Source organism: Leclercia sp. UBA5076, from assembly GCF_002416465.1.
In the GTDB taxonomy this organism is placed as follows: Bacteria; Pseudomonadota; Gammaproteobacteria; order Enterobacterales; family Enterobacteriaceae; genus Enterobacter.
Map to the genome: position 1 here is coordinate 334,744 of NZ_DIAO01000018.1, position 26,916 is coordinate 361,659.

The following is a 26,916-nucleotide window of genomic DNA, read 5'->3' on the forward strand; positions in this document are numbered from 1 at the left end:
TGAACAATACCTACGATTATAAACTGGCGCAGGGCACTAACCCGTTATATCCCCGGATGGGGGAATTTGGCCCACTCTCTGATAATCAGGCACTGGTCTGAGGAGAGATATCTGTGAATAAATTACTTGTCATAATAACGTCAGTGTTGTTGTTAACTGCTTGTGATAAACCGGAATCATCGAAAAATGATAAAAAGGTGAAACAGGCAGAACTAAATAACTTTATTAAAAATATAAAAACAAACCTGGTTTTTGTCGAAGGCGGTGGTTTTGAAATGGGGGACTTTGGCGAGAAGCTATATGGCGGTCAGATTGACCCTTATCCGGACAGCAAACCCCTGCACAGGGTGGAACTGACCAGCTACTCAATGAGCAAATTCAAAATCAGCAACCGGGATTATCACCTGTTTCTGGATTACCATCACCGGCCTGTAAGAGACGTTCGTGATGCATTAAAAGATAAATGGGCAGAATATAACAGTACGCCCGAAACACCCGCCAGAATTGACTGGTATGAGGCGGCAGATTACTGCGCCTGGCTGGGGAAAATGACGGGCCTGCCTTTCTCCCTGCCAACCGAAGCGCAGTGGGAGTACGCCGCCCGAAGCCGCGGACAATTTGTGGTTTTACCCACCAATACGGGCAAAGCAGACATTGAATTTCACAGCGGCGGAAAAAACAGGGGCATCAATCTTGGTACTGAATTTGACAGGCAACAATATGCCTTAAAAAGTGGAACCCATCTGAGGTCTTACTCCAGCTTACCGGGTGATGCTTTTCCACCCAACCCCCTTGGTATCTACGACATGGCCGGAAACGGCTTCGAATGGGTCAGTGACTGGTATGATCCTGATTATTATAAAAACTCACCCACAAAGGATCCTCAGGGACCTGAAAAACCTGAGTTCAAATACAAAGGAAAGGGATATCAGAAAGTGGCGAGGTCTTCAGATACCTACAATGGAATAGTTGGTTCAACAGTGGGACGAACCTTTCGTTCACCGCGTGTTCCTGAAGACAGTATAGTTTTACCTAACCAAACAGCACGTTGTGTGGTCAACCTTTCTGAACCAGTCGAGCATTAATTTTGCAGGTAGATTTTTATGCATTCGTATTAATGAAAAAACTCCCCTGGCGGAACCGTTCTTGAGCGAGTTCGGGTGTCAGGGACAGATCATTAAAAATTGTTTTATTGAACAGTGGTTTTTCTGGTTTATTAATCAGTTGCGCGAGCTGTGATCTGAGTCAATACCCGACAATCAAAGCGGGGATAAGTACAGGCCGAGTTGGTTTCAAGAAACAAGCGCAATGGGGAAGGCGCAAGGAGTTTAGTTTCGGAAAATCATGGGGAATAAAAACGGATGGTACGATTGGAGAACAACACTCTGATGAATTTAGTAACGCAGATAGAAAAACCCTGTTTTTGAGGTGATTAATAAATCCGGTTGGTGGATCGAAAAAAGCTTTGTTGGTAAGTATTGTTTCAATTTGGCTTGGTCGATTCTTATATTGATAGTCTTATTCGGGACGATGTATTTTCTGGCATAAGGAGGGATTATGCATGGTGTTATTCGTATTTATGATAAAACTACCCATGGTGGCACCGTACTTGAAGGTAGTTCCGGTGTGAAATTTATGGGGCTGGAAGTAGCCTGCCTAATGGATAAAGTATTCTGTCCCGTACATGGCGAGACTTATATTATAGAGGGTGATGAAGGCTCAAAGATTAATGGAAAGCCAGTTGCTCTGCATGGTCATCGTTGTGGCTGTGGTTGTACGTTGATTTCTTCATTACCCAATGCCGGAAAGCGCTAATTTATGCCAGTTGATCTTAAACAAAACCCGAAGATGAAGCAGCTACCTCTTCCTCCGGATAAGTCGCGCTGGTTAATTGTAATTGCATTATGTGTGGTTGCGGGGGCAACACTGGCGCTTTATCTCTGGCCCAGGGGGCTATCCACGCATTCTGCCTGGTTCTGGTACTGTACGCTGGTGACCCCTTTCGCTTTTGGGCTGGCAGGTTACATTATCCGGTTGCGGCACTATGAGAACAAACGCGATCGCATACTTTGGTGGAATCATTTACATCAGAAACAGTATGACGAGCAAATTATTCTGGGTCAACGAGCAGTTGGCGTACTGGGAATGAGCTATGTTACACCGATTGCCAGTAACAAACTTGTTGTAGCGCTTTTACGAGGTGGGACAGCCCTTCAGACACAGTATTCTCTGACCCACCAGTCTGTGCTGACTACGGCCTCACTTTCTCCTCCATTAACAATATTCCTTGAAACAGGATATCAGTCACGGCTTGAGCCATTACTTAAACATGTTGTCAGCCAACTGAATGCTGAGTTGCTTCAGTTTACCGGTAATCTGTCTGTCCGCCTTCTTCATGATGGCACGCTGGACAATGAACATATTCTCGATATCTGGCAAAAGATATTTCCGGCATCAGTTGCTGTACATAGAGTCAATATTGTTAAGCATAACGATGGAGTGATGTGGATAGATGAATGGCTTGACAGGAAAGATGCATCGCTTGTTCTTTCCATTGAGATCAATTTGTTTCTCCAGCCCCGCAATCAACAAGCGGAATCAGTATCTGCCCTATTGCTGGCATCTCCCTCATGGCTGGAGCGGCAGCACACAAAGCCGCAAATTTGGATACATCGTCCGGTTGTTGTTGATAGAAATGACGAATCTGTTACTGATGTGGCTTGCTGGGGAAAGATGACCCCCGATTCACCCTGGTATTTATGGCGCTCGCAGGTAAATGGCGATGTGCTGGTTAACCTTCTTCAATCAATGGATAAGCAGGGCTATTTGAAAGGAAAGAAAGGAGAAATGATTTTGGATGATGTTTTTGGCAAACCGGGGACGGCTGTAGGCAACATCATGTTAATTTGCGCTTGTGAGCACGCTACTGTTTCAGGGTTGGCTCAATGGCTGATAGCTGACGCTAAAACCATACAAATGGTGATTGTCCGTCCCGCTTAATCTTACGCAAAGGAAAGCGATGTGAAAAAGAAAAAGCGCCTCAGTTCATGGTTAATTATCCTGCTGATTGTGGTCGTCGGTGGCTTTCTTATCTGGATTGAAAACCCTCTCGTTCATCTTATTACTACAGAGGAAAAACTGGCTTTATCGCTCGCTGTAGCTGGTGCTTGTTTATTTATTCTGTTCTTTGACGATGTATTTGCCCGGCTGGGGCAGTGGTTCATCTCACAGAGCTTTATCCAGCAACTCCGGGAATTGTCAGGCAAAAGACCTCATCGGGACGATTTATTATCTGCTCAAGTGGGCAAATACAATGAGGAGCTCAAGAGTATTCGTCTGTATCTTCGCCATATTTACGGTCGCACATGGTCACGCAAAACCCGTATTTTGCTCGTTACCGGAAGCGTGGCTGATATTGAGCGGCTCACCCCAAAACTCACGCAGGAACTCTGGCAGGAAGATCAGGGAACACTGTTGCTGTGGGGGGGTGATCCGGCGACCCATCTGGATTCCGACTGGCTGATTGCTCTACGTAAACTGCGCCGTCGCCCCGCGGACGGTATGGTTTGGGTGACGTCAGGTCTGGACAGACTGCCAGATATAGAGGGCAGCGCGAGTCCCGCACTCTCACTGGACACCATGGATTTACTATCCCATGCCCTGAGCCGCCGCTATGTAGTCTTGGGCTGGAAACTTCCCCTGTATGTCTGGTCGCTGCATTCCTGTTCCGGTGACCAGCCGGGACGCATCACTCAGCCAGTGGGCTGCCTGTTGCCCGCAAAATGCTCTCCGCAGACGCTTGCCGCACAACTGGCCGGATTGATACCGCACCTGACCGGGCAGGGGATACAGCAGGCATGCACTGACCCACAATATCATTTCCTGCTCAGCCTGGCCGACCAGCTTACCCGTAAACCGGAAACGGTAGCGGAGCCGTTATCAGTGCTGGTTAATCCGTACCGTCCGCTACCGCTGGCCGGCGTGGTCTTCAGCCCGGCGACTGTCGGCGGTGAACGCAGCGTGAAACATCACTGGGGACGTGATAACCGCTGGGATATCATTCAGGATTCTGTTCTCTATTTACCCGCCGGACTACAGGCGCAGAAAACGGGGTTTTCCTGGACGAAGGCATATGCCCTCACCGCTGCTGCTCTGCTCCTCCTTTGGGGCGCGTCGATGGCTGTCTCATTTATTGCCAACCGCAGTCTGGTGGCAACTGCACAGGAGCAACTGCAGAAGGCGTCGGCAGAAAAGCAGCCGCCGGTAGCACATTTGCAGGCCCTGACTGAACTACAGAAGACCCTTGCCCGGCTGGAATACCGATCACAGCACGGCGTACCCTGGTACACCCGTGGCGGCCTGAGCCAGAACAATGCTCTGCTGTCGGCACTCTATCCGCGCTACGGGGAACTGGCACAGCCGCTATTGCGCGATGCGGCTGCAAAGCATCTTCACCAGGAGCTGTATGCATTCGTGCAACTCCCTCCAGAAAGCCCGCTGCGTGAAAGGCTGGCAAAATCCGCTTACGATCAGTTAAAGCTGTACCTGATGCTCGCACGTCCGGAAAAAATGGACGCCGCGTGGTTCTCCGCCACGCTGATGCGTAACTGGCCGCAGCCTTCAGGCTCAACCAGCAGTATCTGGCAGGGCAGTGGGCCATCGTTGCTGGCATTTTACGGTGCCAGCCTTGCGTCACATCCTCAGTGGCGTTTGCATGCCGACGATATGCTGGTGAGCCAGGCTCGCACTCTGTTAATAGGCCAGATGGGGAGGCGCAACAGCGAGTCCACGCTCTACCAGAAGATGCTCGCTCAGGTGGCGAACCAGTATGCCGATATGCGTCTGGCGGACATGGCCGGTGACACAGACGCCGAGCGCCTGTTCACCACCGATGAGGTGGTACCGGGCATGTTCACCCGACAGGCCTGGGACGAAACGGTACAAGCTGCCATCGATAAGGTGGTGAAGGAGCGTCGAGAAGAAATGGACTGGGTGCTGAGTGACAGCCAGCAACGCATGACGCATCAGGTCTCGCCGGAGGCGCTGAAACAACGCCTGACGGCACGCTATTTCGCGGATTACAGCGGCGCCTGGCTGGATTTTCTCAACAGCCTGCGGCTTCGAAAAACTGCCACCCTGTCAGATGCCATTGACCAACTCACCCTGATGGCGGATGTCCGTCAGTCTCCACTGGTGGCGCTGATGAATACTCTTAACGTTCAGGGACGCGCCGGAGAGACCGGTGAAGCGATAGCGGATTCACTGGTGAAATCCGCTAAACACCTTCTGGGCAGTGATAAACAGCCAGTCATTGACCAGAGCGGGGGTACGCACGGTCCACTGGATGCGACTTTCGGCCCCGTACTGGCATTGATGGTTAGCCGGGATGGTGGAACGCAAACCAGTAACCTGAATCTACAGACTTTTCTCACACGCGTTACCCAGGTTCGCCTGCGCCTTCAGCAGGTGACCAATGCTGCTGACCCGCAGGCGATGACCCAGGCACTGGCGCAGACCGTGTTTCAGGGTAAGGCGGTGGATTTAACCGAAACCCGCGATTACGGCAGTCTGGTGGCGGCGGGGCTCGGCCAGGAGTGGAGTGGTTTCGGGCAGACGGTATTTGTGCGTCCGATGGAGCAGGCCTGGCAACAGGTACTGACGCCTGCAGCAGAAAGCCTTAACTCGCAGTGGCAAAGTGCAGTGGTAAATGACTGGAATACGGCTTTTGGTGGACGATATCCGTTTAAAGATGCGAGCGGCGAGGTGTCGCTTCCTTTGTTGGCGAAATACCTTAATGCCGATTCCGGGCGTATCACCCGCTTTTTGCAGACCCGACTTAATGGCGTGCTCCATAAAGAGGGGAGTCACTGGGTACCGGACAGCATCAACGCTCAGGGCCTGACCTTTAATCCGGAATTCTTACAGGCAGTGGATACCCTGAGCCACATTTCTGATGTGGTGTTTACTCGAGGGGAGGCCGGGCTGTCGTTTGAGCTTCGCCCCGGTACGGCCGATGGCATTATGCAAACCACGCTGGTGATCGACAGCCAGAAGCTCACCTATATGAATCAGATGCCCACCTGGAAAAGGATTAACTGGCCTGCTGATACAGAGGGGCCAGGTGCGGCCCTCAGCTGGGTAAGCACCCAGGCCGGAACACGGCAGTATGCTGACATGTCCGGCGTCTGGGGTTGGATTCGCCTGCTTGATCAGGCCACCGTAAGTCGTTATGCCGGATCGGGTAGCAGCTGGAGTCTGAGCTGGCGAGCGCACGACGGCAGGCCGTTGAACTATACCCTGCGAACCGAGGCTGGCGAAGGGCCGTTGGCGCTGCTGAAGTTACGTAACTTCACTCTTCCGAAAGCCATATTCAGCGTCAGGGCATCAGTAACTGGTTTACAGACAGAATGGTAAACTGCCGCGGCAGGATATTTCCAGCCAGGTCACCGGCCCGATTCTGGAGCATCTTCACCATAATTTTGCCACGGCGTGGCGTAAAGAAACCGGTCAGGATCTGCTGACTATCCGTAATGCTGCCGTTGTGGCTAAAAATCTTAAACCAAGACCTGATTACGGCACTCCATTACTGGCACAGTTATTACGAACTCAGGTGCAGGCAGGGAAACAGGATATTGAGACGCTCTATCTGAAGGCGGTGAATAATGCGACACAATTTATCTATATCGAAAATCAGTATTTCCGCTGGCCGCCGCTGGCGGAACTGATTAATCAGATTGCGGAAAGACAGAGTAAAGCGGGACGCGAATTATATCTTTTTGTTGTGACTAACGTAACAGATGAAGGTATTGGCGCCGGAACCGTTAATACCCAGCGCATGCTGGAGACGCTCGGCCAGGCTAATACTATTCCTGAAGTGACCAGACTGCGTAAGGTCGGCCAACTTAGTAAAGAAAGGTTCAGTAGTGCGCCTGGGTATATCGACCCGGGCGAAATACATAAATATAACCGCGAGGTAAGTGAGAGAATTGCTGATTTTAAAAAGAGGGCGGATGAAATTCAAAACAGTGAGATACTGCCTGAAGAACGCCCCGGCTTGAAGGTTCATATCTGTTCATTAGTCGCACCAGACTCGCCGGCGGATGAATGGATGCCTGTTTATATTCATTCCAAATTAATGATTGTGAATGATGTGTTTACCACACATGGCTCAGCCAATATCAATACGCGCAGTATGCAGGTGGACAGTGAAATGAATATTGCTCATGAGTGGGCTAGCGTGACGCGGGATTTACGGCGGCGGTTATGGAATCTGCATACTAATGGGAAAGGGGGGCAGGATGATCCGGCGAAGGCATTTAAGGAATGGGGGGATCTTCTGGATAAAAATGAAAAATATCAGGGCTCAGGAAAAAAACGTCCCGAAGCTTCACTGATTAAATTCTTCTATAACAAACCGACGCTGAGTGACCTGGACTGATGAAACGACTCTTAATTTTATTCTGCCTGCTTCTGGTCGCCTGTGACCAGAACAATACCCACAAGGATGCGCCCATGGACCCGCTGACCGATATTAACGCCCGGCTGGCGTTTACCTGTAAACATCAGATTATTCCTGAGGCGTCGGCTGATACAGATGTGCTGTTTAACTATGCCCGCTGGTTGCAGAAAAACAATCTGATTAACCGGGATTAAACGGTGGATGTAGAAATTGCGCGCCTGTACCGTATTGCGGCAGAAAACGGGCATTACAAAGCCAGTATCAACCTGCAGAACGGGGCACTGCGCGGGCGTTTTTCGCTGAGCAGTCCTGAGCGTCTGCGCCTGAGTCAGCAACTGATCGATGCAAAAATAGCGACCGGTTACTACTTTATTGTCATCTATCTGGAGCACGGTGCGGCAGGACTGGCGCAGGATCCGGAGATGGCGCTGCGCTATTACCGCAAGGCGGCAGATGAGGGGAATCCCCTGGCCCAAGCTTATGTAGGTGAAAAACTGTCTCCGGCAAAAATGGCTCCGCAGGTAGCCATGCAGATGCTCAACTGTGCTGCTAAGCAGGGTGCAGGGAAAGCTGCTAAATCATTAGGAATAATGCTTGCAATTGATGATAAATATCCGGAAGCCGTTGAGGCATTCCAGCTAGGAGTTGCAGCAGGAGATTCAGGTTCAGCCAGTTTCATGGAGCACGGTTTTGCTGGCCCCGAACCAACAAATACTCTGTACTATCTGGGCCTGCCAAAAGACGACGAGCGTGCCCGGCGTTACGAGCAGATAGGCAAAGTGCTGGCAAAATACTCCTGGGCCCACCCTACGGTTCCGGAAATCAATGATATCGTACCTCTCCCCCCTGCGCCGCTCCCTGAGTGGGACGGAAAACTTAAATGGCTGGAAGCGTGGAAGGCCAATGTGCCACCGCCAAAACCCAGCGCGGCGCTGATAGCGGCGCTGGCGAAAGCGAAGCAGCTCAACCCGGAGACGGGCAGGCCGCTGCCCGAATCCCCGGATTTCGAGAAGGACAGCGTGGCGCAGCTGATGTGCCGCAGCGGTGAGCCGTGCCCCAAAAGCGGCTACTGGCAGCCGGCATGGATACCCCATGATGGCTCCGCTGATAACACTATCCGTTACTTCCGCGAGGGTACTGTGATGCCGACACAGGCGGTGGAGATGTTTCGTTCACGCCCCTGGCCGCTGCAGGATAAGTGGCTCCGGGAGGAAAGACCGGTGGACTGGCGTCTGGTGGGCGAGGCGTAAGACTCTTCCGGCAGCGAGTTATCGCTGGCGTTAATGCACTGACATTAGGGAAAGAGAGTGAGAGGGATGAAAAGGACAGTCATACAGACAGTGCTGGGCTGCCTGTTACTGGTCGCCTGTGACCAGAGCATTACCTACAGGAATGCGCCCATGAACCCGCTGACCGATATTAACCCCCGGCTGGCGTTTACCTGTAAACACCAGATTATTCCTGAAGCAGATGCTGATGCAGATGTGCTGTTTAACTATGCCCGCTGGTTGCAGAAAAACAACCTGATCAACCGGGATAAAGATTTGGATACGGAAATTGCGCGCCTGTATCGTATCGCGGCAGAAAACGGGCATTACAAAGCCAGTATCAACCTGCAGAACGGGGCACTGCGCGGGCGTTTTTCGCTGAGCAGTCCTGAGCGTCTGCGCCTGAGCCAGCAACTGATCGATGCAAAAATAGCGACCGGATACTACTTTATTGCCATCTATCTGGAGCACGGTGCGGCAGGACTGGCGCAGGATCCGGAGATGGCGCTGCGCTATTACCGCAAGGCGGCGGATGAGGGTAACCCTCAGGCACAGGCTTATATCGGTGAAAAACTTTCTCCGGCAAAAATGGCACCACAGATAGCCATGCAGATGCTCTACTGTGCTGCTAAGCAGGAAGAGGGGAAAGCGGCTAATTCATTAGGCAATATGCTTGCGATTGAGAAAAAATATCCGGAGGCAGTTGAGGCATTCCAGTTGGGGGTGAGAGCGGGAGACTCAGGTTCTGCGGGTTTCCTGGGGCACGGTTTTGCCGGCCCCGAACCAACGGACAGACTGTTCTATCTGGCGTTAGAAAAAGATTCGGAGCGTGCCCGGCGTTACGAGCAGATAGGCAAAGTGCTGGCAAAATACTCCTGGGCCCACCCTACGGTTCCGGAAATCAATGATATCGTACCTCTCCCCCCTGCGCCGCTCCCTGAGTGGGACGGAAAACTTAAATGGCTGGAAGCGTGGAAGGCCAATGTGCCACCGCCAAAACCCAGCGCGGCGCTGATAGCGGCGCTGGCGAAAGCGAAGCAGCTCAACCCGGAGACGGGCAGGCCGCTGCCCGAATCCCCTGATTTCGACTAAACCAGCCTAGCCCGGCTGCTGTGTCGCAGCGGCAAGTTGAGCTCCATAAGCGGCTATGCGTTTCTGCAGCTAATCGATTTTTATCCAAAACAAATGCATCACTTACTGCTCTTTATTATGAGCAGTAAGCGATCGCAGCGTTGTTAACGCAACTAAGGGGAGTAAACCCATGAAAGGAATCATTCGTATAGGCGATACGCATACCGGTGGCGGTAAAGTGCTAAGTGGCTCCCTTAATATGAAATTTGGGGGCATCGGCGTGGCGCGGTTGGGGGATCCTGTATTTTGCCCAATCATAGGTCATGGACAAAATGTTATTGCTGAAGGGCATCCCACTTTTATGGATCACGGTGTACCCGTTGCATTCCATGGCCACCGGTGCGCTTGTGGCTGCCAGTTAATTTCCAGCTTGCCACAAGCGGCGGTACGTTAAATATGCCTGTAAATCTGAAACAAATTCCTGCACCCGCTCCCCAGCCCGAATTGCCCAAATGGTGGCTATGGCTGTTATTACTGCTGGGCGGATGCCTGGTCGGTACGGCCTGGGCAATTCTGAACAACCAAGGGAAATCTGTAATTGATGCAGCAGAGTTTTGGGAAACGGCGCTTGTATTTCCAGCCCTGATTTGGATGAGCCTGCTGTTGGTACGCATCGTCTGGTATAGAGGAGTACAAGCAACGGCTGATGGGAGTAATGAAGTACGTGAACAAATTCTTCAACACCAAATCCAAAGGGGGCGACGTTGCCTGGCTGTTTTAGATGTCAGTCTGCGCACTGCTCTGCGTGAGCATGGCGATAGAGATGGCCAAATGCAAAGGAAGGCTCTGCAGGGTAAGAATCAGGCTTTAAGAACTCAAGCCTCCTGGCAAAGTGATGAAGGTAAACGTCATAGCCGGCTGGCTCTTATTGATGACGAGACGCCAGAACAGCTTTTGAGTAGAGAATTAAGTGATACCCTCGAGGAAATGAGTCACGCGCTCGCATCTGTTCCAGCCGATATACCCCTCACAGTGCTTGTGGAGAGCAACAGTCGATTGTCTCAACGTCAGATACAGTTAATCTGGCACCGGTGCTGGGCTGCAAGCCAGATCCGGCAACCAGTAACGTATATTGAAGGCAGAGGGCTTGAGGTGGTGGATGAATGGCTGGACGGTAATATGGATAGCCGGGCGATGTTATTGATCGTCGCAGTGCAGGTGGCTCCCGAAGAGATTGAAGGGACAGCAGAGGTTGTGGTTGGTTTATTGTTGAGAAGCCATCCACAGGAAGCTGATAGCCTGAAGCCGCTAGCTCTCTTACATCGCCCGGAGCGTATGCATGGGATGAGTAACGAAGATTTTCATTATGCTCTTGAACGCGCGTTAGATTGGGTTCCGATCCAGGCTAAAGACGTTTCAGTGGGCTGGCTGGTAGGGGTTAATGCGAAGTGGAGTCAGGCTATCGCTACAGGACTGATGGCCATGTCGAGCCCTGTAAACATAGGACAGGATTTGTACAATCTGGACACTAGCCTGGGCTATCCTGGTCCTGCTGCACCCTGGTCAGTGATTGCGTGTGCAGTTGAACACATTTCCGAGGGTAAACCGCAGCTTACTATAAGTGGCGAAGGCGTCGTTGACCGACCATTGTGGGTGACGATGGTGACATCTGCTTCTGAAATAAAGAGCTAAAAAATGGATGTCAGCAATTAATAACTATATCGACAGGCTGGCCTGAAACCACCAGCCTGTCACGGCTCTCTTTAGCCGCTTACTGCTGCAATACCTCAGCAAATTTTGCCAGCCACTGCGGATGGGCAGGCCAGGCGGGCGCGGTAACCAGATTGCCGTCGACGTGCGCCTGGTCGATGCCAATATCGGCATACTCGCCACCGCTGAGGCGGACCTCTGGCGCGCAGGCCGGGTAGGCGCTACAGGTTCGTCCTTTAAGAACGCCAGCGGCAGCCAGCAGCTGTGGGCCGTGGCAAACGGCGGCAATCGGCTTACCTGCCTTGTCAAAGGCCCGCACCAGTTCGAGTACCTTCTTATTCAGGCGTAAATATTCCGGCGCGCGTCCGCCGGGAATTAACAGGGCATCGTAATCTGCCTCTTTCGCCGTAGTAAAATCGGCATTGAGAACAAAGCGGTGGCCGGGCTTTTCGCTGTAGGTCTGGGCACCGTCAAAATCATGGATCGCCGTCATGATAAAATCGCCTTTAGCTTTATCAGGGCAGACCGCATCAACCTGATGGCCAATCATCTGCAAAGCCTGAAAGGGGACCATGGTTTCATAATCTTCCGCGTAATCGCCGACCAGCATCAGGATCTTCTTGCTCATCATCACCACTCCTCAAAAATAAAGTGAAAAACAGAGGACGCCAGCAGGCGCAGTTACGCCGCCAGCACTTTGTTACGACCATCATTTTTCGCGCGATAGAGCGCATCGTCCACGCGCTTAAACAGATCGTCGATACTCTCGTCCGGGTTATGCCGCGCAACGCCAATACTTACAGTAAAGCGGGGTAGACCGGGAATGGCAATGCGGGCGATTGCCGTGCGCAGGGTCTCTGCGATCTGCATGGCCGCATCCAGTGACGTGCGGGGCAGCAGCAGGACAAACTCCTCGCCGCCCCAGCGGAACACGTAATCATCTTTACGGCTACCGCTTTCCAGCATCCGCGCGAGGGCAATCAACACCTCATCGCCTTTCTGATGCCCAAACAGATCGTTGATACGCTTAAAATGATCGGTATCCACCAGCAACAGACTGAACTCCTGCTGTGCCGGCAGATGGTTTGGTGAGGTTTGATCGGTGAGGTGATAAAACTGGCGGCGGTTGAGCAGCCCGGTAAGCGAGTCGCGCAGCGCGGCGTGTTCCAGCTCCTGCTCAAGCCGTTTTTGCTCGGTGATATCATGAATGATGCAGAGCATTAGCTTATCGCCGTATATCTCAATGGGGCCGGCATAGGTTTGTACGTGCCGGGTCGTTCCGTCGGCAAGGCGATGGATAAAGTTGAGCGGTTTATGGCCGCCGGGCAGGCGCGCGATCTCCATCATCACCGGCATAATATTGCGTCCCAGCGTGTTGATCTCCCAGGTGTGCTTGCTGCACATCTCTTCGTGGCAGTAGCCATAAAAATTGAGGGCTGCGAGATTCGCATCCACAATCAGGCCGTCGCGGGCAGGGTCGATTAACAGCATCGGGGCGCTGTTGGTCTGGAAAAAGCGGGCGTAGAAGCCCTGTTTCTTGCGCTGATAGGTGCCTGAGCGAGTGGCTTTAAGTCCCGTTACCGGCTGTCGGGCGACGCCTTCGAAGACAATCACCTCACCGATCGTGTCAAAAACGGCCAACGAGAGGTGACAGGTAAGGCTGGTTGGCTGGTCATCGACCCGCACGCTCCAGACTTCGACGATCTCCTGACGTGCCTTTAAATCGGGAACATACATCGCAAGCGTCGCCTGCGCATGGGCCGAGCAAACGCCTTTACGCATGACATCCAGCGTCGCATTCTGCATGAGCATTTTGGCTGCCGTATTGGCGAACAGCACATCCTCCGTTACCGGGGATACCAACCATACGGGCGTTCTAAGCATGTCCAGTGCATCAAACCCTGAAGGCGACATAGGTCAGTCTCATTTATTGGCACTTCAAATACCTGAGGACCACGACGGAGCGGTACGCGTGGGCTTCTCTGAAACATACTCTAGTTCATCCGATCGGACAGGTTTTTTTTGTGATATCCGTATGAATTTCGTATTAAATTTACCAACTGGTAAATTTTCATTCGCCGCTGTCACGTGAAACCAACTGTTTAATTCACTATCAGATCGCTGCTGTTAAAAGCATTAATACAATTTTTGTTATTCACGCTACGTTATTTAAGCATAGCTAAATATTCTCTGTCGAAACTGATTTGTGGCTTAAGTATAAAGGTTTAAATAGCGATACCAACCATTTGTAGCGCTAATGGTCATAAGAGCAGGCTGATTTTGAAAGCGTATTTGTTTACAGGAGTGTTTGTGAAATTAAGTTTCTCCCTAACGCAAATTATAAAATGTTAAATATTAAAACTTTGCCTCTGCGAAATCAGAGTGAAAAAATAAAAACTGAATGCTATATAGTGATTACCTTCTGAAAATACCGCTGTAGGATCTATTATGCTTAGAAATATAAGTGTGAGGACTTTTATTCTGAGTTATCTGCTAGTTGTGTTTATCGTTATTGATGGCCTGGTTATATTTTTAGCACCGCAAACATCTTTGTTAATTTTGCTAAACTCTTTATTTCTCGTCGCGTGGGTTTTTCTGTGGGTTTACATGACGCAATATCTGGTTGTGCCAATCAACACCGTGAAAAGGAGCATCGAAGAGGTTATCTCGGGCAACCTGGGGGTGAGCATCCCTGAATTTGGTAATAACTGTGCAGGCCGGTTGATCCCGGGAATCAATACGTTGTCCAGCAATCTCGCTACGCTGGTGCGTGAGATCCGCTCTTCTTCCCATACCGCAATGACCCTGTCGGAACAGCTCGCCGCCCGCAGCACGGCGCTGGCCGCTAAAACCGAGCTACAGTCGGCGTCCCTGATTCAGACCTCCGCCAGCATGGAACAGATGGCCGCCACCACTAAAAATACGGCAGATAACACCCGACTGGCCAATGAAAAGGCCAGTGCCGCCACGCTTCAGGCAAAAAAAGGTGGCGCGCTGATGGGGCAGGTTGCCAACAACATGCACTCCATTACTGAGTGTGCCCAGCAGATGACGGAGATCATCACGCTGATTGATGGCATCGCCTTCCAGACCAACATTCTGGCGCTGAATGCCGCGGTTGAAGCCGCCCGCGCGGGGGATCATGGTAAAGGCTTCTCCGTCGTGGCGGGTGAGGTTCGTAGCCTGGCGCATCGCAGCGCCGAAGCGGCTAAAAATATCAAGTCACTCATTGACGTCACCAGCAGCAACGTCAGTCAGGGGGCGATGGTGGTAGCGGAGGCTGAGAAAAACATGCACGACATCGTCAGCGGCTCCGGGCAGGTCAGCAAACTGATGGATGAGATCTCCACCTCTACCGACGAGCAGGAAAAGGGCATCGTCCAGATCACCCAGGCGTTGAGCGACCTGGAGCAGGTGACCCAGAGTAACGTGGTGATGGTTGAAGAGCTGTCGGGTTCATCAGCCGTGCTGAAAAATCAGGTTGATGAACTGCAAACCCGTACCCGTAACTTCCGTCTGGAAGCGGCATCCACGGCGCCCCTGTACGAGGGTGGAGCCTTACCCGCACGAGCCTGATAATAAGCCTGGTTCGCCAGGCTTTCTCATCGTGTCCAGGGAACCGGATTAATCTCTTTTATGAATAAATTCAGCGCGATGCCGGGAGAAAATATTGCTTAAGCTGGCAGGGTGGCTAGACTGACAGCAAAGAAAGGCTACTGGCGGAGGCGCTGTGGAAGGCATAAAAGGATCGGAAGTTAACGTTCCTGACGCAGTATTTGCGTGGTTACTGGATGGAAAAGGCGGGGCGCGGCCGCTCACCGACGACGATACTATCGATCAGCAGCATCCCTGCTGGCTACATCTGAACTATACCCACCCGGAGAGCGCCAACTGGCTGGCCTCTACGCCGTTGTTACCCAATAACGTGCGCGACGCGCTGGCCGGGGAGAGCCTGCGGCCTCGCGTCACCCGCATGGGCGAGGGGACACTGATTACGCTGCGCTGCATTAACGGCAGCACCGATGAGCGCCCGGACCAGCTGGTGGCGATGCGCCTCTATATGGACGAGCGGCTTATTGTCTCGACCCGGCAGCGCAAAGTGCTGGCGCTGGATGATGTCGTCGGCGATTTAAAAGAGGGCACCGGTCCGCAAGATTGTGGAGGCTGGCTGGTGGACGTCTGCGACGCGCTGACCGATCATGCCAGCGAGTTTATCGAAGAGCTGCACGATAAGATTATCGATCTGGAAGATAATCTCATCGACCAGCAAATCCCCCCCCGCGGTTTTCTGGCGTTATTAAGAAAGCAGCTGATTGTTATGCGCCGCTATATGGCGCCTCAGCGGGATGTCTATGCCCGGCTGGCGAGCGAACGGTTTCCCTGGATGAGTGACGATCACCGTCGCAGAATGCAGGATATCGCCGAGCGACTGGGGCGCGGGCTGGATGAAATTGACGCCTGTATCGCACGAACGGCAGTCATGACCGATGAAATTTCGCAGGTGATGCAGGAGTCGCTCTCGCGCAGAACCTACACCATGTCGTTGATGGCGATGGTCTTTCTTCCCAGCACCTTCCTGACAGGCCTGTTTGGCGTCAACCTGGGGGGGATCCCCGGCGGCGATTTCCGCTTCGGCTTCTCACTGTTTTGCATCATGTTAGTCGTTTTGATTGGTGGTGTTGCATGGTGGTTGCATCGCAGTAAATGGTTGTAAATTTACATTTTTTCGACGCCATGAATTTCTTAAAACGCTATTTTAATTGAGCGAAGTCAAAAAACGATTTACCCATAAGGTGCAATATCTCTTCCGCAGGTGAATGCAACGTCAAGCGATGGGCGTTGCGCTCCATATTGTCTTACTTCCTTTTTTGAATTACTGCATAGCAAAATTGATTCGTACGACGCCGACTTAAATAAGTCGGCTTTTTTTTGCCTGCAACTCAGCAGCGACTAACCTAAAAGAGACAAACGCGTTCTTCTGGAGGGTTATATGGCCATGCTTTTATCACTGCTGCTGCAACCCCTGCGGCAATCGGACCCGGTGCCTACTGATCCGGTGCCGGTTCCCGATCCGATTCCACGCCCACAACCGATGCCGGATCCACCACCGGACGAAGTGCCGATTAAAATGTCGCATCAGAGGCGGAGATCTGCGAGGATACGCGCCTGCTGACTGTGAGTCTTTTACCGCGAGAATAACTGTGACTGCTTTTTCAACGCTGAACGTACTGCCTGCCGCCCAACTCGATAACCTGAACGAGTTGGGTTATCTGACCATGACCCCTGTACAGGCTGCCGCGCTGCCAGCGATCCTGGAAGGACGCGACGTCCGTGTACAGGCCAAAACCGGCAGCGGTAAAACGGCTGCCTTCGGTCTTGGGCTGTTACAGCAGATTGACGCCACGCTGTTCCAGACGCAGTCGCTGGTACTTTGCCCGACGCGCGAGCTGGCGGATCAGGTCGCAGGAGAGTTACGTCGTCTGGCGCGTTTTCTGCCAAACACCAAAATTTTGACCCTCTGCGGCGGACAGCCGTTCGGGGCACAGCGTGACTCTTTGCAGCATGCCCCGCACATTATTGTTGCTACGCCGGGGCGTTTGCTCGACCACCTGCAGAAAGGCACCGTCTCGCTTGATGCGCTGCAAACTCTGGTGCTGGATGAAGCCGACCGGATGCTCGACATGGGCTTTAGCGACGCCATTGATGAAGTGACCCGCTTTGCGCCGCCAACGCGCCAGACGTTGCTCTTCTCCGCTACCTGGCCGGAGGCGATCGCCGCCATTAGCGGACGCGTGCAGCAAAATCCGCTCGCCATTGAAATTGATTCTGTGGACGCGCTGCCCGCCATTGAGCAGCAGTTTTTTGATACCACCCAGCGGGGCAAAATCCCGCTGCTGCAAAAACTGCTCAGCATTCACCAGCCTGCCTCCTGCGTGGTGTTCTGTAACACCAAAAAGGATTGCCAGGCGGTCTGCGATGCGCTGGCCGAGGCGGGACAGAGCGCCCTGGCGCTGCATGGCGATCTTGAGCAGCGCGACCGTGACCAGACCCTGGTACGTTTCGCCAACGGCAGTGCCCGCGTGCTGGTCGCCACCGACGTCGCCGCCCGCGGCCTGGACATTAAATCCCTGGAGCTGGTGGTGAACTTCGAGCTGGCCTGGGACCCGGAAGTACATGTTCATCGTATTGGCCGTACCGCGCGAGCCGGTAACAGCGGCCTGGCGATCAGTTTCTGCGCGCCGGAAGAGGCACAGCGTGCCAACATCCTGGCGGAAATGCTGCAAATCAAACTGAACTGGGTTGATGCCCCGGCTAACGTCACCATTACGCCGCTGGCGGCAGAGATGGCAACGCTCTGTATCGACGGCGGTAAAAAAGCCAAAATGCGTCCCGGCGATGTACTGGGGGCGCTGACCGGTGATATCGGGCTGGACGGGGCAGACATTGGTAAAATCGCGGTGCATCCGGCGCACGTGTATGTGGCGGTGCGTCAGTCTGTGGCGCAGAAAGCGTGGAAACAGCTGCAAAACGGCAAGATTAAAGGCAAAAGCTGCCGGGTTCGTCTGCTGAAATAAGCGGGCGGGAAGCGTCTCAGCGTGGATGCTGAGACGCTTAAAAATCATTTCACTTCGATAACGTTCAGGCGCATCTCATCAAGCTGGGTGTCATCCTCTTCAGGCTGCCAGCCCGCCGGTTTCATCGGGATCTCTTCGCGGTCAAACGCCAGATCGCCGCCGTTTACCACTTCAGAACCGTGCTGAATTCCTTTGAAATCAAACAGGTTGATATCGCAGAGGTGCGAAGGCACCACATTCTGCATTGCGCTGAACATGGTTTCGATTCGGCCAGGATAGCGTTTATCCCAGTCACGCAGCATGTCGGCAATCACCTGACGCTGCAGGTTTGGCTGTGAGCCGCACAGGTTGCACGGAATGATCGGGAAGGCTTTGGCCTCGGCAAAACGTTCGATATCCTTTTCGCGGCAGTAGGCGAGCGGGCGGATCACAATGTGCTTCCCGTCGTCGCTCATCAGCTTCGGTGGCATACCCTTCATTTTGCCGCCGTAGAACATGTTCAGGAACAGCGTCTGTAAAATGTCATCGCGGTGGTGACCCAGAGCGATCTTGGTTGCACCCAGCTCTGTCGCGGTACGGTAAAGAATGCCGCGGCGCAGGCGAGAGCAGAGCGAGCAGGTGGTTTTCCCTTCCGGGATCTTCTCTTTAACGATGCCGTAGGTGTTCTCTTCAACAATCTTATATTCGACGCCCAGCTTCTCCAGATATTCCGGCAGGATATGCTCCGGGAAGCCCGGCTGCTTCTGATCCAGATTGACGGCCACTAACGAAAAATTGACCGGCGCGCTTTGCTGAAGATTGCGCAAAATTTCGAGCAAGGTGTAGCTGTCTTTGCCGCCAGACAGGCAGACCATGATGCGGTCGCCTTCTTCAATCATGTTGTAATCGGCAATGGCTTCACCCACATTGCGGCGAAGACGCTTCTGAAGCTTGTTAAGGTTATACTGTTCTTTCTTGGTAATATCTTGATTTTGCGACATTTAATAGTGGCTCAATTCGTTTGTGGCTAAAGCAGCTCAGGCGGCTCCCCCATTAAAAGGGGGGCAGCAGGTCAACATGAAAAAGTATGGCGTGTATGGTACGGATTACGGCGATGAATGTCAGCACGTTTTACAGCGCGTAATCATCCTGTTCCACGCGTTGGGTTTTTTTACCGTTTGCCGCCTGGCTGTATATTGGCAACCAACGCTATAGTAGTAGTCCATCCACAACAACGGGAGGTACTCATGCAGTATGTTGAAAAAGATGACCCGCGCGAGGCGCCGGAATCGGGTGATAAAAAACCCCAACCCGTCAAAAAATAGCTGACCGTGAGTAATACCCGCGCCACCAGTATTTACTGGTGGCTTTTTTATCGCCTTTCCCCGTCACATACCTTCGCGACATGTCTCACTGCCGCTCAGTAACTCGTACTGTATCTGTGCCGTGCACTCACCAGAAAGAGGCATAGGCCATTAATAATTGACCCTGTACGATTGAGGAGTGCCAGGTAACAGAGACGATGGTGAGCAAAAACAGACTAATACGATGAGGTGATAACGATGGGCAAACAGTGGCAACTGATCGTGAGTATATTCATTTTAATCGCAATGTCTTCAGTCGCCCGGGCGAACACCACCGCAATGGGGCTGACGTTAGGTAAAACCACGCTACAACAATTTATTAAAGCCTATCCCTCGTCCCTGCATGAAGGGCGCAGTAAGTGGAGCGACGGCGATATATTCTCCATTCCGAACCGGGAGCTGGGTTTAGAGGGGGTGAAAAATAACGCGGTGATCTTCAATAAGAGCGGAAAAATTACCGCCATTATGCTGGAGCTGGATAAGAGCCGTTTTGATGAAGTCGAAAGTATGCTGGCGCATAAATATGTGGTGGTGAAAAAACAGATCTCTTTCGCCGGTGATAAATACGCCAAATACCAGAATGACGAAGATTTAATCGAACTCGACGCCCCCTATTTATCGTCCGTCATGAAGCTCACCTATTCAGAACAGATTTTTCAGGAGGCGTATCTGAAAAAGAGCGCGGAGGAATATATCCGGCGCTGACGGGAAGCCTGGCGTACACTTAGCCAGGACGCGGCGTGCCGTCACGCCGCCTGTGAGGGCATGGTTAACGCAAGGAGCCTGTAATGTCGAATAGAGTTTCTGCTCAGTGTCACTGCGGTGCGGTCCGGTTCACCGTTGAGCTCTCTGACGGGTTCAATACTATCCGCCGCTGTAATTGTTCATTCTGCCGGATGCGTGGGGCGATTGCGGTCTCGGCGCCGTTATCCGGTATCACGATTATTCAGGGCGAGTCGCTGCTGACCGAGTATCGTTTCAACACCCAGACGGCTGTGCACTATTTTTGTTCTGTCTGCGGGATTTACACTTTCCACCAGCGTCGCTCAAATCCGGATCAGTATGGTGTTAACGTTGCCTACATTGAAGGCGTCTCGCCGTTTGATTTCCCGGAGGTTCTGGTAATGGAAGGGCGCGTTCATCCCAATGATGGCGGCGGAGGGGTGGCCGGAGTGCTGCGCTATAGCGCAACGGGGAAAGCGGAGAAGTGATCGCTATACAGCAGAGAGGCCATTTATCTTGTCTCAGGTAGCCCGCGCCGTAACGCGGGCTCATTTCATCAGAACTGGTAAACCAGACCTAATGCGACGATGTCATCGGTGCTGATGCCATTGTCTTTGTAGAACTGGTCATCTTCGTCCAGCAGGTTGATTTTATAATCCACATAGGTGGACATATTTTTGTTGAAGTAGTAAGTCGCACCCACTTCAGCATATTTAACCAGATCCTGATCGCCCTGGCCGTTATCAAGATCTTTACCTTTCGACTGCAGGTAAGAGACTACCGGACGCAGGCCAGAATCGAACTGGTATTGTGCGGTAACTTCAAAGTTCTGGGTTTTGTTGGCTACCGTGTTGGCTTTTTTACCGTCACCATAAGGGGTCATGTTACGGGTTTCAGAATAGATGGCCGCCAGATAGATATTGTTGGCGTCATATTTCAGGCCAGTGGTCCAGGCATCCGCTTTGTCGCCGCCCGCAGTCGTATTGCTCACCTGGTCGTTGGTACGGTCAGAAGAGGTGTAGGCCGCCGCTGCGCTGAGGCCCATGCCGAAGTCGTAGGAGGTAGAGATACCGAAGCCGTCACCGTTCTCATAACGCACGTCACGGCCGTTGTTGGTGCCTTCGTTACCGTTATTATCGCCTTCGTTGTTACCCTGGTACTGCAGGGCAAAGTTCAGACCTTCAACCATGCCAAAGAAATCGCTGTTACGGTAGGTTGCAACGCCGTTCGCACGGCCGGTCATGAAGTTATCGGCTTTGGTGTAGGAGTCGCCGCCGAACTCTGGCAGCATATCGGTCCAGCCTTCCACGTCGTACAGCACGCCGTAGTTACGGCCATAATCAAATGAACCGTAATCGCCGACTTTCAGACCGGCAAACGCCAGACGGGTCCAGGACTGATTGCCAGAGTCTTCCGTGTTGTTTGCCTGGACGTTGTATTCCCACTGACCGTAGCCGGTCAGGGTATCGTTAATCTGGGTTTCGCCCTTAATGCCCATACGGATATAGGTCTGGTCGCCGTCAGCACCGCTGTTGTCGGAGAAATAATGCAGACCGTCTACTTTACCGTACAGATCTAATTTATTGCCGTCTTTATTATAAACCTCTGCTGCATTTGCTGCGCCAGCCATTAAAAGAGCTGGAATCATGAGAGCCAGTACTTTTCTTTTCATTGTGACTAATCCTTACGCTATTTTTATTTAAATATTTTTTAACTTTCCACGGAACTTCCTGCGCTGGAAAGATGTCCCATGCTAAATCACTCTCTCTTTTAGCGATAAAACATAATTGTTACCAGGTAAGTAAAATCTAAAGAAATTACTGCTGTAGAAATGGTCATAATTTTGGTGAATGTGTTTAATTAATCCATATAAAACTAAAATTATCCATTCTCCCCTGAAACCAGTAAAATCAGCGGTGTTATATGCCTGTAGTTATTTTTCCGTTTATCGCATAAATAACTTTTTAATATAGGTACTGTTATTTATCGCTAAACAGGAGCCGCCCGCCAGACACTTTCTGGCGGGCTTTTTTTATCGGTAAAGAAAAGCCCGGACAGGCCGGGCTTCGGGTTATTCGCTGGCCGACTTTTCGGCTTTCCCGGCAAGCTGGGCCAGGAAGTCATAGCGTTTTTGCAGATCGGCGGCGGCGTCTTTCCACAGCTGCTCAGCCACCTCGGGCTGCTGAGCATTGAGACGGCGGAACCGCTGTTCCTGCAACAGCGTCTCTGCCAGCGCGTCAGACGGCGGGCGGGAATCCAGCGCCAGCGGCAGTTTGCCCTCGTCGGCACGACGCGGATCAAAGCGGTAGAGCGGCCAGAAGCCCGTCGCGGTCAACTGGCGCATCTGATCGTGGCTCAGCGCCAGATCGTATCCGTGCTCTTCGCAAGGGCTGTAGGCGATAATCAGCGACGGGCCAGGATAGGCCTCCGCCTCCTGAATCGCTTTCACCGTCTGGTTCAGCTGTGCCCCCAGCGAGATCTGCGCCACATAAACATGACCGTACATCATCATGCTGACGCCCAGGTCTTTACGCGCCTTGCGTTTGCCATGCTCGCCAAACTTGGTCACCGCCCCCAGAGGTGTCGCCTTCGAGGCCTGGCCGCCGGTATTGGAGTAACACTGGGTATCCAGCACCAGAATGTTCACGTTCTCGGTCAGGCTGAGAACATGGTCCAGACCGCCAAAGCCAATGTCATAGGCCCAGCCGTCGCCGCCAATCAGCCAGATCGATTTCTCGACCAGCGCATCGGCATCGGTTAACAGCTCTTCTGCACCTTCCACGCCCGCCAGCGCCTGACGCAGCTCGGCCACCTGCTGACGACGTACATCAGGCGTTGCCTCGCTGTGCAGGGCGCTGTTCAGCTCCGCCGGGATCGTATCGGCAAACTGTTCCAGCAGACGCATCACCCGTACGCGGTGTTGATCCACCGTCAGGCGGAAGCCGAGGCCAAATTCGGCGTTATCTTCGAACAGCGAGTTCGCCCACGCCGGGCCGCGCCCGTTGGCATCAGTGGTGTACGGCGTTGACGGCAGGTTGCCGCCATAGATCGACGAACAGCCGGTCGCATTGGCGATCAGCATCCGGTCGCCATAGAGCTGGGTCAGCAGCTTGATGTACGGCGTCTCCCCGCAGCCGGAACAGGCGCCGGAGTACTCGAAGAGCGGAGTAATCAGCTGCGAGGTGCGAATGTCGATGCGCTCGAGGCTGTTGCGATCGATCTCCGGCAGGTCGAGGAAGTAGTCGTAATTCACTTTCTCCTCTTCCACATGCTCAAGGCGCGACATCATGTTAATGGCCTTGATTTCCGGATTCTGTCTGTCTTTCGCCGGGCAGACCTCCACGCAGAGGTTACAGCCGGTGCAGTCTTCCGGGGCGACCTGCAGAACATATTTCTGGCCGCGCATGTCGCGGGATTTCACATCCAGCGAGTGCAGGCTGGCGGGGGCAGCTTCCATGGCCTCAGGGGAGACCACTTTGGCGCGGATAGCGGAGTGCGGGCAGGCCGCCACGCAGTGGTTACACTGGGTGCACAGCTCCTCTTTCCAGATTGGGATCGCTTCAGCGATATTGCGTTTTTCCCAGCGGGTGGTTCCCATCGGCCAGGTGCCGTCCGGCGGCAGGGCGGAGACGGGCAGAGCATCGCCCAGCCCGGCCAGCATCGCGGCGGTGACGGTTTTCACAAAGTCTGGTGCGGCGTCCGACACCACCGGCGGGCGGTTCGGGCTGTGGGCGTTGACCGGCTGCAGTGGCACTTCCGCCAGCGACTCCCGCGCCAGCGCCAGCGCCTGCCAGTTACGCTCCACCAGCTCCTGGCCCTTGCTTCTGTAGCTTTTGGCGATGGCCCCCTGCAGCTCCATCAGGGCGCTGTCGCCGGGCAGGATGTGGGTCAGATGGAAAAAGGCCATCTGCATAACGGTGTTAATCCGCGCCGCCAGGCCGCATTCACGGGCGATTTTCGCCGCATTAACGATCCAGAATTTCGCTTTTTTCTGGTTCAGCACCGCCTGCACTTCCTGCGGCAGGCGCGCCCAGACCTCATCGGCGCTGTAGGGGGTATTGAGCAGGAAAATCCCGCCCGGTTTGAGGCGCTCGGCCATCTGGTATTTGTCGATAAACTGCAGCTGATGACAGCCGACGAAATCGGCCTGCGACACCAGATATGCCGAACGGATCGGCTGTTCGCTGACGCGCAGATGGGATACCGTCAGCCCCCCGGCTTTTTTCGAGTCATAGACGAAATAGCCCTGGGCATACCACGGCGTGGAGTTACCGATGATCTTGATGTTGTTCTTGGTCGCCGACACGCTGCCGTCGCTACCCAGCCCGTAAAAGAGGGCTTCCAGCTTCGCGGTTGACGGCAGGGTATTTTCCGGTAGCGACAGCGACAGATTGGTCACATCGTCATAGATACCAACGGTAAAGCGCCGCTTCGGCTTCGCGGCGCTCAGCTCGTTAAAGATGGCCAGCACGCAATCCGGGCCAAATTCTTTCGACGACAGCCCGTAGCGCCCGCCAATCACCCGCGGCAACGTCTCGCGCTCGCCGCCGTTAAAGGCTTCCGCCAGGGCGGTCATCACGTCCAGATAGAGCGGTTCGGCCTGCGCGCCGGGCTCTTTGGTACGGTCCAGCACCGCCACAGAACGCGCGCTTTCCGGCAGCACCGCCAGCAGATGTTTGGCCGAGAACGGACGGTAGAGACGCACCTTCAGTACGCCCACCTTCTCGCCCCGGCGCAGCAGTTCATCCACCACCTCTTCACAGGTGCCGATGGCGGACCCCATGATGACGATGACGCGTTCTGCCTGCGGGTGGCCGTAATACTCAAACGGCTTGTACTCACGCCCGGTGGCGGCGGCAAAGTCGGCCATCGCCTGGTCCACATGGTCATACACCGCGTCATACCACGGGTTGGTCGCCTCGCGGGACTGGAAGTAAGTATCCGGGTTAGCGGAGGTGCCGCGGATCACCGGATGCTCCGGGTTCAGCGCCCGGGCGCGGTGGGCATCGATCTCCGCCTGGGGAAGAAGGTTGCGGATCGTCTCATCTGAGAGCGAGACAATTTTATTAATCTCGTGGGAGGTGCGGAAGCCGTCGAAGAAGTGGATAAACGGCACGCGGCTTTTCAGCGTCGCCATATGTGAAATTAGCGCCAGATCCTGCGCCTCCTGCACGCTGCCAGAGCAGAGCAGGGCGCAACCGGTCTGGCGGACGGCCATCACGTCAGAGTGATCGCCAAAAATCGACAGGGCATGGGTGGCGATAGTGCGCGCCGCGACGTGCAGCACGAATGGCGTGAGTTGTCCCGCCAGCTTGTAGAGCGTCGGGATCATCAGCAGCAGACCCTGCGACGACGTAAACGAGGTGGAGAGCGCGCCGGTCTGCAGCGCGCCGTGGACGGTGGCAATCGCCCCGGCCTCCGACTGCATCTCAACCACGCGAGGGGTATCACCCCAGACGTTTTTCAGCCCGTTACCGGCCCAGGCATCGGCCTGTTCCGCCATGGTCGAGCTGGGTGTAATGGGGTAGATGGCGATCACTTCACTGGTGCGAAACGCGACGGACGCGACTGCGCCATTGCCGTCAATAGTTTGCATATGACACCCTTACATTGCGCAAAGAAAGAGGGACCCGTAACGCATCGGCGGGTCCTGTAATTATCTTGTGAGTTTAGCAAAGGGGCGCTGAAACGATTTTCGCTTTTGTGTCCTGCTTATTGACGCGACCAATGGCTCGATCAAACTTTTGCGTAAAAATAGCGAACAAAACGTTTTACAACGTGGAAAATCGTGGTTTCGCTCTCGACGGACGCGGACGGGGTGCCTATTATGCATAGGTTTTGCAATTCAACGAGGGGAGAGATTATGCGCGCAGCATTTTGGGTTGGGTGTGCCGCTTTGTTACTGTCGGCCTGCAGCAATGAACCTGTTCAGCAGGCAACCGCCGCGCACGTCGCGCCGGGGATGAAGGCGGCGATGTCCAGTTCCGGCCAGGCGAATTGCGCCATGATTGGCGGTTCGCTGTCCGTTGCGCGTCAGCTGGATGGCTCCGCCATCGGCATGTGCGCGCTGCCCAACGGCAAACGCTGCAGTGAACAGTCGCTTGCCGTGGGATCGTGCGGCAGTTACTGATTATTCTGCGCGTTTGAAGACCAGCGTCGTCTCAGCCGTCGCCAGGGTTAATACATCTTCCGTCAGATCTACCTCTGTGCCGCTGCGCAGCATCGTTCCGATGGCGTGATCCAGTTCATTGAGCTGGGGTTCGGTGCAGAGCTTACGCGTCATGGCGAGATCGTTGACCTTCAGCTCGCCATCGGAGAGCTTGCCCTGGCCGCTGAAGCGGTTGCACATCACCCCTGAGACCGCCATTTTTTCGCCGAAGGTGATTTCCGGCGGCGTGGTGACCGGGGCGACGGCGGCGCCGTTGATGCTTTGCAGCACAAAGCGGTGCTGCTGGAGCTGTTCTTCCTGGACAGAGGCTTTCCCTGGGTTAACACAGCCTGTCAGCGCCATGCTGAGGAGCGTTACTGCGACGAACGTTTTCATGTTTCTTCTCAATATATTCACTTCGTAAATAGCTATTGGATAGTGTATTGCGGGGGATGAGATTGTCTTGCGGGTTAATCTGAAATGTGGGGGGATGGGTTTGGGGTTTGGGTTTTGTAGGCCCGTGCAAGCGAAGCGCCGCCGGGCGTGGCTCGGTGCCACCTGTGGCAGGTAACATGAGGCGGTGGAGGTGTTTCCGTTCACCTTGCGTTCGCTGCTTCTC

24 protein-coding genes are annotated in these 26,916 nt (G+C 53.6%); 18 read left to right on the forward strand and 6 right to left on the reverse strand.

Features of this window, described 5'->3' with window-relative positions; genetic code table 11:
• Positions 1-113: 113 nt before the first annotated feature.
• The 10 genes from B3X29_RS18890 to B3X29_RS18935 all read left to right on the forward strand — a co-directional run bounded on the left by B3X29_RS18890 (position 114) and on the right by B3X29_RS18935 (position 11,490).
• Positions 114-1,085 (forward strand): formylglycine-generating enzyme family protein, encoded by a 972-nt coding sequence (locus B3X29_RS18890; protein WP_290561718.1) that lies wholly within the window; start codon positions 114-116, stop codon positions 1,083-1,085.
• A gap of 472 nt (positions 1,086-1,557) precedes the next feature.
• Positions 1,558-1,815, forward strand: coding sequence for a PAAR domain-containing protein (locus B3X29_RS18895; protein WP_103179839.1), 258 nt, complete (start codon positions 1,558-1,560; stop codon positions 1,813-1,815).
• A gap of 3 nt (positions 1,816-1,818) precedes the next feature.
• Complete coding sequence (locus B3X29_RS18900; protein WP_159339419.1) at positions 1,819-3,000, forward strand: hypothetical protein; 1,182 nt, start codon at positions 1,819-1,821, stop codon at positions 2,998-3,000.
• 21 nt (positions 3,001-3,021) lie between these two features.
• Complete coding sequence (locus B3X29_RS18905) at positions 3,022-6,414, forward strand: ImcF-related family protein (protein ID WP_290561720.1); 3,393 nt, start codon at positions 3,022-3,024, stop codon at positions 6,412-6,414.
• 127 nt (positions 6,415-6,541) lie between these two features.
• Complete coding sequence (locus B3X29_RS18910) at positions 6,542-7,438, forward strand: phospholipase D-like domain-containing protein (protein ID WP_236560456.1); 897 nt, start codon at positions 6,542-6,544, stop codon at positions 7,436-7,438.
• Entirely contained in the window at positions 7,438-7,653 is a 216-nt protein-coding gene (locus tag B3X29_RS18915; protein ID WP_231736501.1) for a hypothetical protein, read from the forward strand. The genes B3X29_RS18910 and B3X29_RS18915 overlap by 1 nt, the downstream gene beginning before the upstream one ends.
• A 3-nt stretch (positions 7,654-7,656) precedes the next feature.
• Positions 7,657-8,709 carry a DUF6396 domain-containing protein gene (locus B3X29_RS18920; RefSeq protein ID WP_236560455.1) on the forward strand — a complete coding sequence of 351 codons (1,053 nt, stop codon included), beginning with the start codon at positions 7,657-7,659 and terminating at the stop codon, positions 8,707-8,709.
• A 66-nt stretch (positions 8,710-8,775) separates the two neighbouring features.
• Positions 8,776-9,819: an SEL1-like repeat protein gene (locus B3X29_RS18925; protein WP_159339417.1), complete on the forward strand. Its 1,044-nt coding sequence runs from the start codon at positions 8,776-8,778 to the stop codon at positions 9,817-9,819.
• A gap of 169 nt (positions 9,820-9,988) precedes the next feature.
• On the forward strand, positions 9,989-10,252 hold the full coding sequence (locus tag B3X29_RS18930; protein WP_103179835.1) for a PAAR domain-containing protein: 264 nt from the start codon (positions 9,989-9,991) through the stop codon (positions 10,250-10,252).
• Between the two features lie 2 nt (positions 10,253-10,254).
• Positions 10,255-11,490, forward strand: coding sequence for a hypothetical protein (locus tag B3X29_RS18935; RefSeq protein ID WP_231736498.1), 1,236 nt, complete (start codon positions 10,255-10,257; stop codon positions 11,488-11,490).
• A 79-nt stretch (positions 11,491-11,569) separates the two neighbouring features.
• Here B3X29_RS18935 and B3X29_RS18940 read toward each other — a convergent pair whose 3' ends face one another.
• Together B3X29_RS18940 and B3X29_RS18945 are read right to left on the reverse strand one after the other, a co-directional pair.
• Positions 11,570-12,136 (reverse strand): DJ-1/PfpI family protein, encoded by a 567-nt coding sequence (locus B3X29_RS18940; RefSeq protein ID WP_159339652.1) that lies wholly within the window; start codon positions 12,134-12,136, stop codon positions 11,570-11,572.
• 53 nt (positions 12,137-12,189) lie between these two features.
• Positions 12,190-13,422, reverse strand: a complete 1,233-nt coding sequence (locus tag B3X29_RS18945) for a sensor domain-containing diguanylate cyclase (protein WP_159339416.1) — start codon at positions 13,420-13,422, stop codon at positions 12,190-12,192.
• A gap of 693 nt (positions 13,423-14,115) precedes the next feature.
• Between B3X29_RS18945 and B3X29_RS18950 the strand changes: the two genes are divergently transcribed.
• From B3X29_RS18950 to dbpA, 4 genes are all read left to right on the forward strand, one after another.
• On the forward strand, positions 14,116-15,084 hold the full coding sequence (locus B3X29_RS18950) for a methyl-accepting chemotaxis protein (protein ID WP_409454948.1): 969 nt from the start codon (positions 14,116-14,118) through the stop codon (positions 15,082-15,084).
• Positions 15,085-15,238: 154 nt separating this feature from the next.
• The gene (gene zntB, locus B3X29_RS18955) at positions 15,239-16,222 is read left to right on the forward strand and encodes a zinc transporter ZntB (protein WP_103179832.1); all 984 of its coding nucleotides are present in this window, start codon (positions 15,239-15,241) and stop codon (positions 16,220-16,222) included.
• Positions 16,223-16,504: 282 nt separating this feature from the next.
• Positions 16,505-16,681, forward strand: coding sequence for a hypothetical protein (locus B3X29_RS18960; RefSeq protein ID WP_269776161.1), 177 nt, complete (start codon positions 16,505-16,507; stop codon positions 16,679-16,681).
• A gap of 28 nt (positions 16,682-16,709) precedes the next feature.
• Complete coding sequence (gene dbpA, locus B3X29_RS18965) at positions 16,710-18,083, forward strand: ATP-dependent RNA helicase DbpA (RefSeq protein ID WP_103179830.1); 1,374 nt, start codon at positions 16,710-16,712, stop codon at positions 18,081-18,083.
• A gap of 44 nt (positions 18,084-18,127) precedes the next feature.
• Here the strand turns inward: dbpA and ttcA are convergent, their stop codons facing one another.
• Positions 18,128-19,063, reverse strand: coding sequence for a tRNA 2-thiocytidine(32) synthetase TtcA (ttcA, locus tag B3X29_RS18970; RefSeq protein ID WP_103822179.1), 936 nt, complete (start codon positions 19,061-19,063; stop codon positions 18,128-18,130).
• A gap of 246 nt (positions 19,064-19,309) precedes the next feature.
• On the opposite strand from ttcA, the gene B3X29_RS18975 reads away from it, so the two are divergent.
• The 3 genes from B3X29_RS18975 to B3X29_RS18985 all read left to right on the forward strand — a co-directional run bounded on the left by B3X29_RS18975 (position 19,310) and on the right by B3X29_RS18985 (position 20,637).
• Positions 19,310-19,387 (forward strand): hypothetical protein, encoded by a 78-nt coding sequence (locus B3X29_RS18975; protein ID WP_225759512.1) that lies wholly within the window; start codon positions 19,310-19,312, stop codon positions 19,385-19,387.
• 237 nt (positions 19,388-19,624) lie between these two features.
• Positions 19,625-20,131, forward strand: coding sequence for a hypothetical protein (locus B3X29_RS18980; RefSeq protein ID WP_103179828.1), 507 nt, complete (start codon positions 19,625-19,627; stop codon positions 20,129-20,131).
• An 83-nt stretch (positions 20,132-20,214) separates the two neighbouring features.
• Positions 20,215-20,637, forward strand: coding sequence for a GFA family protein (locus B3X29_RS18985; RefSeq protein WP_159339414.1), 423 nt, complete (start codon positions 20,215-20,217; stop codon positions 20,635-20,637).
• 68 nt (positions 20,638-20,705) lie between these two features.
• On the opposite strand, the gene ompC is transcribed toward B3X29_RS18985, so the two are convergent.
• Both ompC and nifJ read right to left on the reverse strand, forming a co-directional pair.
• Positions 20,706-21,821 carry a porin OmpC gene (gene ompC / locus B3X29_RS18990; RefSeq protein ID WP_159339413.1) on the reverse strand — a complete coding sequence of 372 codons (1,116 nt, stop codon included), beginning with the start codon at positions 21,819-21,821 and terminating at the stop codon, positions 20,706-20,708.
• Positions 21,822-22,220: 399 nt separating this feature from the next.
• Complete coding sequence (nifJ, locus tag B3X29_RS18995) at positions 22,221-25,745, reverse strand: pyruvate:ferredoxin (flavodoxin) oxidoreductase (RefSeq protein ID WP_290561725.1); 3,525 nt, start codon at positions 25,743-25,745, stop codon at positions 22,221-22,223.
• A gap of 267 nt (positions 25,746-26,012) precedes the next feature.
• Between nifJ and B3X29_RS19000 the strand changes: the two genes are divergently transcribed.
• On the forward strand, positions 26,013-26,279 hold the full coding sequence (locus tag B3X29_RS19000) for a DUF333 domain-containing protein (protein ID WP_103179824.1): 267 nt from the start codon (positions 26,013-26,015) through the stop codon (positions 26,277-26,279).
• Here B3X29_RS19000 and hslJ read toward each other — a convergent pair whose 3' ends face one another.
• Positions 26,280-26,693 (reverse strand): heat shock protein HslJ, encoded by a 414-nt coding sequence (hslJ, locus tag B3X29_RS19005; RefSeq protein ID WP_103179823.1) that lies wholly within the window; start codon positions 26,691-26,693, stop codon positions 26,280-26,282.
• Between the last annotated feature and the right edge of the window lie 223 nt (positions 26,694-26,916).